Origin of the sequence: Rhodococcus sp. 05-340-2 (assembly GCF_002258915.1) — a bacterium.
Classification (GTDB): domain Bacteria; phylum Actinomycetota; class Actinomycetes; order Mycobacteriales; family Mycobacteriaceae; genus Rhodococcoides.
In genome coordinates this window covers 49,641-62,692 of the sequence record NZ_NOYU01000036.1, presented here as the reverse complement: position 1 = coordinate 62,692, position 13,052 = coordinate 49,641, and the positions used below count along the sequence as shown (strand labels likewise).

At 64.8% G+C, this 13,052-nt stretch carries 16 protein-coding genes and 1 pseudogene; 11 read left to right on the top strand and 6 right to left on the bottom strand.

Annotated features, from left to right (window positions below):
* Positions 1-21: 21 nt before the first annotated feature.
* The 5 genes from CH271_RS21725 to CH271_RS21705 all read left to right on the top strand — a co-directional run bounded on the left by CH271_RS21725 (position 22) and on the right by CH271_RS21705 (position 4,323).
* The gene (locus tag CH271_RS21725) at positions 22-504 is read left to right on the top strand and encodes a hypothetical protein (protein WP_094634779.1); all 483 of its coding nucleotides are present in this window, start codon (positions 22-24) and stop codon (positions 502-504) included.
* 109 nt (positions 505-613) lie between these two features.
* On the top strand, positions 614-1,600 hold the full coding sequence (locus tag CH271_RS21720) for a helix-turn-helix domain-containing protein (protein ID WP_252342085.1): 987 nt from the start codon (positions 614-616) through the stop codon (positions 1,598-1,600).
* 67 nt (positions 1,601-1,667) lie between these two features.
* Positions 1,668-3,044: an NAD-dependent succinate-semialdehyde dehydrogenase gene (locus CH271_RS21715; RefSeq protein WP_094634778.1), complete on the top strand. Its 1,377-nt coding sequence runs from the start codon at positions 1,668-1,670 to the stop codon at positions 3,042-3,044.
* A 71-nt stretch (positions 3,045-3,115) separates the two neighbouring features.
* On the top strand, positions 3,116-3,412 hold the full coding sequence (locus CH271_RS21710; protein WP_094634777.1) for an antibiotic biosynthesis monooxygenase family protein: 297 nt from the start codon (positions 3,116-3,118) through the stop codon (positions 3,410-3,412).
* 47 nt (positions 3,413-3,459) lie between these two features.
* A complete protein-coding gene (locus tag CH271_RS21705; RefSeq protein WP_094634776.1) occupies positions 3,460-4,323 on the top strand; it encodes an alpha/beta fold hydrolase in 864 nt (287 codons plus the stop codon).
* Positions 4,324-4,325: 2 nt separating this feature from the next.
* On the opposite strand, the gene CH271_RS21700 is transcribed toward CH271_RS21705, so the two are convergent.
* Positions 4,326-5,678, bottom strand: a complete 1,353-nt coding sequence (locus CH271_RS21700; RefSeq protein WP_094634775.1) for a cytochrome P450 — start codon at positions 5,676-5,678, stop codon at positions 4,326-4,328.
* Between the two features lie 85 nt (positions 5,679-5,763).
* Here CH271_RS21700 and CH271_RS21695 point away from each other — a divergent pair, with 85 nt between their 5' ends.
* A complete protein-coding gene (locus CH271_RS21695) occupies positions 5,764-6,381 on the top strand; it encodes a TetR/AcrR family transcriptional regulator (protein WP_179274733.1) in 618 nt (205 codons plus the stop codon).
* 20 nt (positions 6,382-6,401) lie between these two features.
* Here the strand turns inward: CH271_RS21695 and CH271_RS21690 are convergent, their stop codons facing one another.
* Positions 6,402-7,760 (bottom strand): acetamidase/formamidase family protein, encoded by a 1,359-nt coding sequence (locus tag CH271_RS21690; RefSeq protein ID WP_094634773.1) that lies wholly within the window; start codon positions 7,758-7,760, stop codon positions 6,402-6,404.
* An 81-nt stretch (positions 7,761-7,841) separates the two neighbouring features.
* Positions 7,842-7,976 carry a hypothetical protein gene (locus CH271_RS29415; RefSeq protein WP_256986490.1) on the bottom strand — a complete coding sequence of 45 codons (135 nt, stop codon included), beginning with the start codon at positions 7,974-7,976 and terminating at the stop codon, positions 7,842-7,844.
* Positions 7,977-8,080: 104 nt separating this feature from the next.
* Between CH271_RS29415 and CH271_RS29410 the strand changes: the two genes are divergently transcribed.
* Together CH271_RS29410 and CH271_RS21680 are read left to right on the top strand one after the other, a co-directional pair.
* A complete protein-coding gene (locus CH271_RS29410; RefSeq protein ID WP_256986489.1) occupies positions 8,081-9,037 on the top strand; it encodes a hypothetical protein in 957 nt (318 codons plus the stop codon).
* Positions 9,034-9,696: a hypothetical protein gene (locus CH271_RS21680; RefSeq protein ID WP_094634772.1), complete on the top strand. Its 663-nt coding sequence runs from the start codon at positions 9,034-9,036 to the stop codon at positions 9,694-9,696. Before CH271_RS29410 ends, CH271_RS21680 begins: the two co-directional genes overlap by 4 nt.
* Here CH271_RS21680 and CH271_RS21675 read toward each other — a convergent pair.
* The gene (locus CH271_RS21675; RefSeq protein ID WP_094634912.1) at positions 9,629-10,897 is read right to left on the bottom strand and encodes a DUF4185 domain-containing protein; all 1,269 of its coding nucleotides are present in this window, start codon (positions 10,895-10,897) and stop codon (positions 9,629-9,631) included. The two genes, CH271_RS21680 and CH271_RS21675, sit on opposite strands and share 68 nt — an antisense overlap.
* A gap of 142 nt (positions 10,898-11,039) precedes the next feature.
* Positions 11,040-11,453, bottom strand: a complete 414-nt coding sequence (locus tag CH271_RS21670) for a DUF6992 family protein (RefSeq protein ID WP_094634911.1) — start codon at positions 11,451-11,453, stop codon at positions 11,040-11,042.
* A gap of 108 nt (positions 11,454-11,561) precedes the next feature.
* Here CH271_RS21670 and CH271_RS21665 point away from each other — a divergent pair, with 108 nt between their 5' ends.
* Both CH271_RS21665 and CH271_RS21660 read left to right on the top strand, forming a co-directional pair.
* Positions 11,562-11,894, top strand: coding sequence for a hypothetical protein (locus CH271_RS21665; RefSeq protein WP_094634771.1), 333 nt, complete (start codon positions 11,562-11,564; stop codon positions 11,892-11,894).
* Positions 11,894-12,334 carry a hypothetical protein gene (locus CH271_RS21660; protein ID WP_094634770.1) on the top strand — a complete coding sequence of 147 codons (441 nt, stop codon included), beginning with the start codon at positions 11,894-11,896 and terminating at the stop codon, positions 12,332-12,334. The genes CH271_RS21665 and CH271_RS21660 overlap by 1 nt, the downstream gene beginning before the upstream one ends.
* On the opposite strand, the gene CH271_RS21655 is transcribed toward CH271_RS21660, so the two are convergent.
* Positions 12,335-12,901: a peptide deformylase gene (locus tag CH271_RS21655; protein WP_037190763.1), complete on the bottom strand. Its 567-nt coding sequence runs from the start codon at positions 12,899-12,901 to the stop codon at positions 12,335-12,337. It lies immediately after the preceding gene.
* On the opposite strand from CH271_RS21655, the pseudogene CH271_RS29405 reads away from it, so the two are divergent.
* Positions 12,879-13,052: pseudogene (locus tag CH271_RS29405) on the top strand (DUF2256 domain-containing protein); the annotation flags it as partial. The gene CH271_RS21655 and the pseudogene CH271_RS29405 sit on opposite strands and share 23 nt — an antisense overlap.

The following is a 13,052-nucleotide window of genomic DNA, read 5'->3' as shown; positions in this document are numbered from 1 at the left end:
CTCGACGCGAACGGACCCTTCATGCTCACCACGAATATGGTTGTCGCACTGTCTCTCACACCGACCGACCAGTCGGATCCGCGGTGGCTGACCGACCCACCGGTCGCCGAGACCGTACACATCCGGGCGGACGATCTCGCCACGGCTCAGCTCGCACGAGCCCGCCTGCGTGCGGCGCACAACGACCGTGGGCACCGGACAGATGCGCCGTCGGTCGTTCTCGACGTCGCGGTTCACATAGCGCACGACGCGAGAACAGCGCGCACGGAACTGGCCGACGCACGAGTCCACGCCCCCAGGACCGTCTGTTACATCGGCACACCGTCGGGTCTGGCCGGACTCATCGCCGACATCGCGGCAGCACACGTCGCAGACGGGGTGACGATCGTTCCCCTGCTCGACACTCATCGCGTCGAACTCGAACGCTGCCTCCTCGACGAGGTCCTGCCGATGCTGCACACCAGGGCAGCCCACTCCGAATCGACGTACCGCAGAACGGCCTGACGCGCGACGACCGCCACGGTCGAGGTTGTTACGCCGGGGAAATACAGCTGTCGATCAGGCGATCTATCGTCGGTTCCAGGGAACGCCGACACACGGGAGGAGGGCCATCGTGCCGTACTGGTCCACGTCCGGGCTGAGTCCCCAGGAGCAGGTGAGCTACTGGGGTGACGTGGTGTGCGAGGCCTTCACTCCGTTGGCTCCCCATCGAGGCCGCTCGCAACGAGACCGCAGCTCCGTTCCCGACGGCGTCCCGGGTTGGGTCGACTCTCAGGAACTGGCGGTGGTCAACTGCGCCGAGATCTCCTCGGTCACCCAGGTCCTCAAACACGGTCGGCGCGAAGTCACGCGCGCGCCGCTCGACGCAGTGTTCGTCAATCTCCAGTTGGAAGGAACCTGCCTCGCGGAGCAGGACGAACGCCGCTCGCTGATCACGCCTGGTTCGATCACCGTGTTCGACACCACCCGCCCGTACCAGATGGAGTACCGCGAGACCGACAGCAGAGAGATGTGGAAAGTGCTCTCGTTCCGAATCCCGCGGGAGCTGTGGAATCCCGACGCGGTGACGGGCACCAGCATCGACACCACGACGGGTGCGGGTGCACTGGTGGGATCGATGATGTCGGTCCTGTGGAAGGAGAGCTCGACGCTCGACCCCGGCGCGCTCGCGACACTCGATCGATCGTTCGTCGACGTGCTGACCGCGGTGGCCGGATCGACGACGACCACCCGCGATTCGGAGACACGCGACAACGCCACCCGAATGATGCTGCGCCACTACATCCGCACCGCCCTACCGTCCGGCCGCGTCAGCGCCGACGCCGCAGCGCGCGAGGCGATGATCTCGACCCGCACGATGCATCGCCTACTGAACGCGGCCGGCACCACCTTCTCCGAATGCGTGCGCCACGAACGCATGAACGGCGCGATACGAGACATCCTCACTGCCGATCCCGCGGTCACTCTGGGCGAGATCGCTGCCCGGTGGGGCTTCTACGACAGCTCGCATCTGACGCGTACATTCCGCCGTCAATTCGATTGCACGCCCATGGAGTACCGGGCGCGTCACCGCGACGGCGGGCCTCGGACCCCTTCCTGACCACCGTCGGAGCATCCGTTTTGCCCGAATAGGAACAACGGACCCCTCCCCGACCGTTGAACAGATCATGACGACCTACAAAACTGTCAATCCTGCCGACGGCACAACTGTCAAGGAATTCGAGACTCTCGACGCGGCCGGCGTCGAGCGCGCACTGACCGACGCACACGCCGGTTTCCAGACGTGGCGCAAGACCTCACCGAAGCACCGTGCCGAAATCTTGCACAAGGTCGCCGACCTCTACACCGAGCGTTCCGACGAACTGGCCCGAACCATCTCGCTCGAAATGGGCAAGCCCCTCACCGAATCCCAAGGCGAGGTGGAGCTGTCGTCGAACATCTACCGCTACTACGCAGACAACGGACCGGCGCTGCTCGAGGACGAGACACTCGACGTCCCCGGCGCGGAAGACACTGTGCTGCAGCGCAAACCGGTGGGAGCCCTCGTCGGCGTCATGCCGTGGAACTTCCCGTACTACCAGGTTGCCCGGTTCGCCGGCCCGAACCTGATGGTGGGCAACACGATTCTGCTCAAGCACGCACCGAATTGCCCGCAGTCGGCTTTGCTGATGGAGGAGATCTTCCAGCAGGCCGGACTCCCGCAGGACGCGTACATCAACATCTTCGCGACCAACGATCAGATCGCCGACATGATCGCCGACCCACGCGTGCAGGGTGTCTCGCTCACCGGCAGTGAGCGGGCCGGCACCTCCGTCGCCGAAACCGCGGGACGCAACCTCAAGAAGGTCGTGCTCGAGCTCGGCGGCTCGGACGTGTTCATCATGCTCGACTCCGACGACATGGACGCCACGGTCGAATCCGCAACCCGGGCGCGGCTGTCCAACGCGGGCCAGGCCTGCAACGCCGCCAAGCGCATCCTCGTCGCCGAGGAGTTCTACGACGACTTCGTCACCAAGCTCACCGCATCGTTCGAGGCAGTGCAGACCGGTGATCCATTGGACGCGAACACCACCCTCGGCCCGCTGTCGTCGCAGACCGCCGCCGACACGTTGATCGAGCAGATCGACGACGCCGTCGCCAAGGGCGCAACACTGCTCACCGGTGGCAAGAAGATCGACGGGCCGGGTGCATTTGTGCAGCCGACGCTGCTCACCGACGTCACCCCGGACATGCGTGCGTACAGCGAAGAGCTGTTCGGACCGGCAGCGGTGATCTACAAGGTCGAAAGCCCGCAGCAGGCAATCGAACTGGCGAACTCCTCGGCATACGGACTGAGCGGCTCGGTGTGGAGCGCCGACCTGGACAAGGCGCGCGACGTGGCCGAGCAGCTCGAGGTCGGCATGGCCTTCGTCAACGAACACGGCACCACCCTGCCCGGCCTGCCGTTCGGCGGAGTCAAGCGCTCCGGCGTCGGCCGTGAGCTGGGACCGTGGGGCATGGACGAGTTCGTGAACAAGAAGCTGGTGCGCGTCTCCGCGAAGTAGACCGCCTCTTTCTACAGCTCCCCGGGCACGGTGCCCGGGGAGCTGTTGTCGATCATGGGCATACTGTCCCGATGATCGTCGAACATGCCCTGCTGCACGTCATCCCCCATCGAACCGACGAGTTCGAAACCGCCTTCGCCGACGCGACATCGATCATCTCCTCGATGCCGGGGTTCGTGAATCTGACCCTGTCGCGGGGCATCGAGCAGCCGAACACGTACCTGCTGCTGGTGGAGTGGGAACGACTCGAAGACCACACCGAGGGCTTCAGGACATCCGACGAGTACCAGGAGTGGAAGACGCTGCTGCATCACTTCTACGAGCCGTTCCCCGTCGTCTCGCATTTCGACCCGATGGAGAACGCCTAGGAGATAAGTTCGAGTCTCGTTCCCGTCGCCGTTTCGAGGAGATTTTCGTGGCCAACGCTTCGTCGTTCGTATCCAAGCAGGACGACATCGAGATCAGCACCTACACCTGGACCACCTCGGCCGATCCGGCTCGCGGCGTCGTGCAGATCGCACACGGTCTCGCCGAGCACGGCAGCCGCTACGCCCGGTTCGCCTCCGCCTTGAACGACGCCGGATTTCATGTCGTCGCATCCGATCATCGCGGCCACGGAGAGTCGATCGTCGACACCCCTGGCGATTTCGGTGCCGCCGCGTTCGCGGGTTTGTGGGCCGACATCGAGCAACTCGGCGAGACGCTGCTGAACGAGTACCAGGACCTGCCACTGTTCCTGTTCGCCCATTCGATGGGATCGTTTGCCGCGCAGCATGTTCTGATCGAACGATCGGACCTGTACGAGGGTGTGGTGTTGTCGGGATCGACCACGCTGGACATCCTCGCGGCCGGCATGGCCGACGCCCCCGCCGGTGACCTGAGTGTGTTCAACGCCGCCTTCGAGCACCGCACCGGATACGAATGGCTCACCCGCGACGAGGCCGAAGTGGACGCCTACGTCGCCGATCCTCTGTGCGGCTTCGACCTCCCTGAGTCGACGGTCCCCGCGTTGTTCGGTGAGGCCGACAAGCTGGCCGACCCGCACAACCTCCAGCAGATCCGCTCAGATCTACCGCTGCTGATCACCTCGGGAACCGACGACCCTCTGGCCGGCGGCGGACAGCTGATCGAGACCCTCGCTGCCCGGTACCGCGAGGCCGGGATGAGCGACGTCACCGTGACCCTCTACCCCGGCGCTCGCCACGAGATTCTCAACGAGACCAACCGGGACGAGGTCACCGCGAACATCATCGGCTGGCTCACCGACCGCGCCGGATAGACCTACCGCTTCCGTAGCTGCACGGGCTGCCCGTCCTCCGGGAAGGGCAGCGACGTGAAGTTCAGCGGCGCAACGTAATCGGGGTCGACCGACCAGTCGAACCGCAGCAGCAGATGATGCATGATGGTCTTGATCTCCGCGCCTGCGAAGAACATGCCGATGCACTTGTGCACGCCTCCGCCGAACGGCTCCCACGCGTAGCGGTGCACTTTGTCCTCGCGACGGTCGTCGGCGAAGCGGCCGGGGTCGAACTTCTCGGGGTCGGGCCAGTACTGCTCCATATGGTGCGTGAAGTGCGGAGCGACCGACGCATACGTCCCCGCGGGGACAAACTTTCCCTGCACTTCGGTGTCCTTGACGGCTCGGCGCGCGACCACAGGAGTGGGCGAGACCAGCCGCAGGCATTCCTTCATCACCAGGTCGACGCTGTGCAGTTCGTCGAGTTGCGCGAGTGTCGGCGCAGCAGTGCCCAGCGCCTCGGATTCCGCGCGGCACCTGTCCTGCCACTGCGGATGTTGCCCGAGATACTGCATCATCGTCGACAGCGTGATCGTCGACGTGTCGTGAGCGGCCATCAGCAGGAAGATCATGTGGTCGATCACTTCGTCGTCAGAGAAACGCTCGCCGTCGTTCCCCTCGATGTGGCAGAGAACCGAGAACAGGTCGTCGGTCTCGGTGGCGCGCCGTGCCGGTAGATAGCGCCGGAAGAACTGCTCGAGCATGGCGCGCCCGTCGAGGCCGCGCTTCCACCGCGTTCCCGGAACTCGATACCGCACGATCGAGGTCGCGGCCTGGACGCACGCAACGAAACTCGAATTGAGCTCGGCAATCTCGGCTTGGGTGCTGCCCTCGGTGCCGCCCATGAAGATGCTCGTCGCCACCTCGAGCGTCAACGCCTTGAGCGCCGGGTAGACCTGGACGTCGCGCCCGCCCTGCCACGCATCCAAACCGGTTGCGGTGACAGGATTCAACGCCTCGACGGACTTGGTGAGTCGGTCCCTCGTGAAGGCCTGCTGCATGATTCGTCGGTGCTTCAGATGCTCGTCGGAGTCGAGCAGCATCAACCCGCCGTGAAAGAACGGGCCGATGAGCAGCGACCAGCCGTCACCGTTCGCGAACGCCTTGTCGGCGTTCTGCAACACCTCTTGGCATGCGTCCGGACCGAGAACGGTGATCCACTTCTGGCCGGCCATCGTCAGCCACGACACCTCGCCGTATTTCTCCCACCGACTCCCGAGCAGTTTCAGGGGGTCTCGGATGTACTCCAGGGTGTGGCCCACGACGGGCATACCGCCGTCGCCGAACACCGGTTGAAGTGCCGAACCTGCAGGTGGAGCAGCCAGAGCGCGTGCCATTGTCGACCTCCATCAATCTGACAGAGCGTCCTGTCAGATGGGATGTAGTCTGCGTCACACTTCCTCCCTCTGTCAAGATCTACCCATGGCTTCCACGACGCGCCGCTACAACGGCATGAGCGCCGACGATCGCACCGCCGACCGTCGCGCACGGTTGCTCGAAGCCGGACTCGAAGTGTTCTCGACGGCCGGTGCCTTGAACACGACCATGACCGCGATCTGCGCCGAGGCGAAGCTGACCGAGCGCTACTTCTACCAGAACTTCACCAGCAAAGAGGACTTGCTCGAGAAGGTGGTGGAGTCGGTATCCGACGAGATTCGGGCCGCTGCTCTGGACGCGCTGCACTCCCCCGCCCCGACCGTCGAGGAACAGGTGCGCAACGCCATCGCCGCGTTCGTCGGCGTGCTCACCGACGACCGACGCAAGGGCCGCGTCGCGATGATCGAGTCGCTCGCCGTCGACTCACTGCGAGACTACCGACGAAAGTCCATGCGCGCGTTCGCCCATCTGGTCGCCGAGCAATCGCGCGAGCTGTTCGGCGAACAAGCTTGGCCGCAACCACAATCCGAAATCAACGGACTGCTGTTCATCGGCGGACTCGCCGAACTGGTCATCGCATGGTTGAACGGCGAGATCGACATCTCCCCCACGGAAATAGTCGACGCCGCCACCCGCCACTTCGTCGCGACCGCACACCGCTGAAGTGCGCCGAAGGCGCACTCTTACCGGTCGAAGTGCGCTTTGGAGATCTGACCGTGCACGCCGACCGTCTTGTCGACCACCTGCGACACGGTGAAGTTCGCGGCCGCCGAGAGGTACGCATAGGCCGTCGCCCGGTCCATGCCGAGGTCCGTCTCGAGGAAGTCGAGCGCGTTGACCACGGCGCGACGCATGGCAGCGTTCAGGTCCGAGCTCTGGCCGCCGACGGCACCGTCCGGATCGGACAGGCCGATCGGAATCCACGAGTCCTCGTTCTCGGCAAAGGGATACGAGTACGCGACGGAGGGGGCATCACCGCTGCCCGCCTTGCAGACGGTGAGGCGGAAGGTGCCACGCAGAGAACCTTCCATCGCGGTGAGCGCCACCTCCCCGTCGCCCATCGCCATGTGCGGATCGCCGACGTAGAACAACGCACCCTCCGCGAACACCGGGAGGTAGAACGTCGATCCGACACCGAGCAGACCGACATCGATGTTGCCGCCGCCGAGCGTCGGCGGAATCGAATTCGCGTTGGGCGAGGTCAGACCCGGGTCGCGGGCGAACGCCACGCCCATCATGCCCATGAACGGACGCAGCGGAAAGCGCACGGCCGCATCGCCGTAACGCATCACTCCCTGCCCGTCCTCGACGGCAGTGAAGGTGGAGACGTTGCCGTACTGCGTCGGGTCACCCGACGGCCTGCCGTCGCTGCCGATCGGCGGCATCACCTCGTCCAGGCTGATACCTGCAGGTGCCTCACCGGACGCGGTGACCGCCAGGGAACCCTTGCCGTGCCGACTCGACACCACGCCGTACGGAACGCGGGGAATCGCCTCGAGCGTTTCGATCTTGAGCACGTCGCCGCGCTGCGCCCCTTCGACGAACACCGGGCCCGTCACCACATGAGGGCCGTCGACGTCGAAGTTGCGGACCGTCCGGTCGTACCCGCCGGCGATGTCGATGGCGTCCTGCAGCACATCGGACTCCGATACACCTTTGCCGCCGAAGAACTCGACGGGATCGCGGCCCTGATCCTCGAGAATGCCCTCGTGGCTGAGCGCATCGATGGTCACCGTCTCACCGGACTTCATCTGCAGCACCGACTCGGACTCGACCGTCGGGACGTACCCCCACAGAACCTTGTCGACTTCGGAACTCAGGTAGTGATCACCGGAGATATCGCCTGCGCCGGGCTGAAGAATGCCGACCGGTGCCGGGGCCGACGAACTCGCGGCGGCGGTGCTCGTCGAGGACGTCGAACAGGCTGCCGTTCCGGCGATCCCGACACCTGCGCCCAGCGCGGCGACCGCCTGGATGAATCCGCGACGTCCGATCCCCTTGGTGATCGTCTCCGCTGCCTGCTCCGCCATCGACCGCGCCATGATGCCTCCTGAATTGTCCGAATCTCGAACGTAGACCGGAGGTGTTTCTCGGCAGTTACGAACACGCGTCGCCCCAATTGCTCAGCTGGGGTCGCTGCCGCCGATCGCCGACCACCAGAGGGCGGTGACCGCAGCAAGGAGTGTGACGGCGACGAACTCGGCGAATCCGCCTCCGTCGACGACCAGCCACAGCAGACCGATGAACGGGCCTGCCACTGCGGAGGGGGGAGCACCCTGAGAAAGAGTCGACCGCGATATACATTGCTCAACGGCGCAAGCGAGAATAGGTGCTTCCCACTGACGTCGGTAGATTCACAACCATGCCGACAGCTTCCACACCCGACGGATTCGCCTTCGAACGATTCGACGTCACCGACGCCGGATCCATCGCCACGGTCTTTGCGGCCAAGGAACACCGAGCCGGGCTCTACGTTCTGCACTTCACCGACGGCTCGGCCTACGTGGGCTACGCAGAGTCGGTCGCCGCGCGTTTCACGGCGGACGTCGACGCGTGGACCGACATCGAGGCACTCGACTTCGCGGCCGGAACCGCAGACCAGCTCGAGCAGTTGCAGGAACTCGTGTCGCGCCTGACCCACCTCCGCGAGCGCCCCTCGGTGCCCGGTGCGATCGGCGAGGCCCCGAGCGCGAAATCCGCACTGCCGAAGGAAAGAGCCAAGCGGGCGACACTGCTCGACACGGCAGTCGGCAAGGCGCGCAAGCAGTTCTGGGAACTCTCCGACCACATCGCCTACCCGGCCATCCGCAGCATCGTGGCCGACTACATCAACTCCTCGATACCCGACCCGGCGAACACCGCGAAGTACCTGTGGCAGATCGCTGCCCTCTCCGACAATCCCGCCGACACCGGGCCTCGACGCTTGGTGACGCTGACGTGCGGCGGCTTCGAGACGCTCCGCGTCGACGAGATCGTGCACGACGACGACACGATAGAACTCGACCTCCGGATCAACACCAACGTTCCGCGCGACCGCACCGACGAGCAACTCGAGGTCTCCAACGAGACGGTCAGCGCCGGGCGCGGACCCTACCGGGACGAACGTGTGTGGTCGTGGTCGATCGACCTCGGCGCGCTGCTGGAAGAGGACGTGGACGTCGACCTCGGCATCGACGACGACACGTTCGACGACCTCGCCTACGGCCTCAACGCCAGATTGATGCGATCCGGAAACTCAACGGGCGCAGCGTCACACAACCACGACCTCGCGGCCGACCTGCTCGCCGAGGCATACCGGCAGCTCTTCGAGACCGAGTGACCGATCGGCTGTGGTACGTCTCGTACGGGTCCAACCTGTTGCGCGAGAGGTTCCATACCTACCTGACCGGGTCGGACGAGCGCTCCGAATTCGGTGCGCACCCGCCGGCACCCACCGCGTCGCCACCCGTCGAACAACGATGGCTGCGGATCGATCATGCGCTGTATTTCGCGGGAGTCTCCCGGCGCTGGACCGGAGCATCCGCATTCGTCTCGACGACGGTCGATCCTGCGAATCATTCTGTAGGGCGCGGATATTTGATCGAGCGAGCTCAGTTCGCTCATCTGGCCGCGGTCGAGAACGTCGTCGCAGCCGTCGATATCGGGGCGACAGAGACACTCGCCATCGGACAGTGGTCGCAGCTGGCAGTGGATCGCGAGGGCGAGAGCTTCCGCGGGAAATACGATGCACTGCTACGGCTTCCGGATATCGACGGAAGACCCGCCTTCACACTGACCAGTTCGACCGTGCGCGAGCCCGGCGAACCGTCGAGTAGGTATCTTTCGACCATTCGCCGCGGACTGCTCGGCGCAGACCTCGATCTGGACGTCGACGCCTACCTCGACGCGGCCATCGAACGATCGGTGCAGATCACTTCAGCGCATCGAGGTTCGTCTTCAACAGCAGTACGTTGTAGTCCGACCACCGAGAAGCAGTGAAGTACAAATCTTTTCCGCTCGACATCGGGTGAATGAACGGTGCGTAGATGCCGCCGGCCGTCTGATTGGCGTCGAGGATGGTCCTCGGAGCACTCCACGGACCCTCGGGATTGTCCGCAGTACGAGCGACCAGAGTGCGAGAGTTCTCGTCCCCGTACATCATCACGTAGCGGCCGAGGTAGTCGTTCCACGCAACCGACATCTCACTGACCGGGCCCTTGACGATGGCAACTGTGTCGCCGATGTTCTTCGACCACTGCTTCGTCGGATCCGGATCCTGCGTCGAGTACTCGTACGCGTCGAGATTCTCGATGTCGTTCGGTGCCACTCGCGAGACGAAGGCGTCGCCGAATCGTCCGTTGGGAGTACCGAACTGGTACAGGTACTCGCCATCGCGACCCAGCACATAGGCACTCTGCTGGAACTTGCCCTGGCTCTCGTGGACGTTGGTGAAGCCAGGGATGGTGACACCCTTGTTGACGCGGATCGTCTTGGGATCCGTCGACCAATTCTGGCCGTTGTCAGTCGATTTGGCCGTCGCAGAATAGTTGGTGACCCAGCGCCCGGGTGTTCCCCAGCTCTGCACCGACATGTAGTTGATGTACTGGGTGTTGCCGATCGCGATGGCCGCCGTCGGGATCGTCGTGTCCTCGACGCTCGGTAGCTTTGCGCTCGAGATGATCTCGGCTGCATAGTTCGGACTGCCGGCGCGCACGACGGCACCGGAGGTGTTGTCCGCAGGATCGGCCGGCCCGATCTTGATGCCCTGCGCCAAGTTCGTCGACGCCTTGTCCGACCGGAAGAGCGCGTTGCTGCGCCACTGCGCATTGCCGGAGGAGCAGTCGCCGAACGTGTCACCGAACGCCATCAGGATCTGGCCGGCACCGTTGTCCCAACTGATCCCGAGGTCGGTGCCGGACATCGCGAGGTCGTTGTAGGTGTTGTTCACGCTCTGCGGACCGGTGACCCAGGCGATGCTCTGGGTATTGCCGGTGATCCGAGGAAGCGGCCCCTGAGGGCCCTGCGGGTTCTTGCCCGACATGCCCGCGCTGCCCGACGACCCGAACAGCGGAGACGAGCCCGGCCCGCCGAGCCCACCGCACGGCTCGGCCGACACGGTGGGCGCGGTCAGAGCGCTGAGTCCGCTCACTGCCAGTGCCAGGACAGCCCCGACAGCGATCTGCCGACTACGTAGACGCATGGACGAACCCACCGTTTCCCGTGTGACCCACGATACTGATGTGACTGATGGGACGAGTGTTACGCAAATCTACTGATCACGCAACAAATCGGACGTGTCGGTACTTGACAAAACGCCTGCGGCGAGAATGACACTCGTGTGATTAGTCGGCGATCATGCGCGCGTGAGTCGTATCCAGCGCGAGCAGCGCAGCGCCCTGCACAACGACGGCAGTGCCGTGGCCCAGCGCCTGGTCAGCAGTGATCCGGCCGCCGAACCGAGGCTTCCTCACCGCGATGTGCGCACCGGTCGCGATGTAGAGGACGTCGAGACCGGCATTGATCCACAGCAGCCGGCTCAGACTCGCAGCCGTCGGAGGCTTCGAGCTCAGCGCGCCCGCACCCGCGATCGCCAGATCGATCGCACCCCACCCTGCCGTCTGCAACCCGAACGCCCGCCGGGCAGGCGACGATCCCCGCAACGCCAACATCGTTCCGGCGAGCACACTTCCACCGCCCCACACCGCGAGGAGACGGCCGAGCCGCTGGGCAACGATGGGCGCTTCGAGTGCTGTCATGGACTCCAGTGTGCCGCGTTCGCGAGAGGAGCCGGTTCGTAACGCGCGGTCGGTTGCAGCCGATTTCATGAGCACCGAGCATTCGCGCTCGAAACGAACGGAGCCACCATGCTGAAGAAGGTCCTCGCCGGAGTCGCGCTGGCGATCGGCGGCGCAGTGCTCGTCGCGCCGACAGCGTCCGCAGCACCCGACGACAACCCGTTCGGCCCCAAGGACTCGACCGCGAACTTCGTGAGCGCCTTCGACCCTGCGGCATACGGCGCAGCGGGCACGAAGTCGTTGATCGTCAGCCCGTTCGGCACGAGCCGACAGATCGACTGCTCGTCGTTTCACGGCCTGAGCTGGTGCACCCAGAACGGGCAAGCCCTGACTCAGATCCGAATCCCGGCCGGATCGTCTGAATGGGACTACCGGACGCTCTACGTCTACAACCCGTTCTGATGATCGCCGGCCGCGTCCTGTGCGGACTGGCTCTCATCGCTCTTACCGGCTGCGCCGCAACGGGACCCGAGCCGACCATCGAGGCGGCGGTGAACGTTGCGCCGTCGTCGTTCCCACCCCCGCCTCCCTCCGTCGCGCCCACCGACATCCCGACCCCGGACGAAGCGACCGCGATCTTCCGTACCGTTTTCGACTGGACCGCCGAACGGGGCGACCGTGCCGATGCGCTCGAGGGATCAGCGGAGGCAAACGCCGCGGTCTTCGACAGCGGTGGGATCGTGTCGGAGGTTGGTTTCGACCGCGTTTCTACCGTTGCGCCCGACAGAGTCGAGGCGACAGGAACATCACTGGGGCAACCGACGACGATCGACTTCGTTGTGTCGGATGGCCGCTGGAAGCTCGAACGATCGACGGCATGCGCTGTCACCGGGGCCTGCTGATCACCAACCGAACGGGTCGGAGTCAGATCCGGGCAGCCAGCTGCTGCCGGGCCCGGTCCATCCTCGGGCCTTGATCATCTTCTTCGCGGCGCGCTGATTGCGGCCGATCAGGCGATCGAGGTACAGGTGACCGGCCAGATGGTCGGATTCATGCTGCAGACACCGAGCCAGGTAACCGTGGCCCTCGACCGACACAGGAGTGTTCTCCACATCGACACCGGTCACGCGGGCCCACTCCGCGCGGCCGGTCGGGTACCGCTCCCCAGGAACCGACAGACACCCCTCACCGTCGTCGGGGTCAGGCATCGTCTCCGGGATCGCCGACGTCTCGAGCACTGGATTGACCACGTGCCCGCGGTGACGCACTCCGCCGTCCTTCAGGTCGTAGACGAACACCGCACGCGGGTCGCCGACCTGATTGGCGGCGAGACCGGCACCATGCGCCGCAGTGTTGGTCTCGAACAGGTCCTCCACGAACGCGGCCAACTCCGCGTCGAACACGGTGACGGGTTCGGCGACCGTCGTCAGCCTCGGGTCACCGGCAATGAGAATGGGTCGAATCGCCATGCGACGAGGTTACTGTCGAAGCATGGCTCACTCCCGTCGCTCCCCCACGGCTCACCCCGCGGACAAGGTCTGCGCATCGTGCGGGCGGCGAATCGAATGGCGCAAGAAGTGGGAGAAGAACTGGGATGACATCAAGTACTGCAGCGACGCA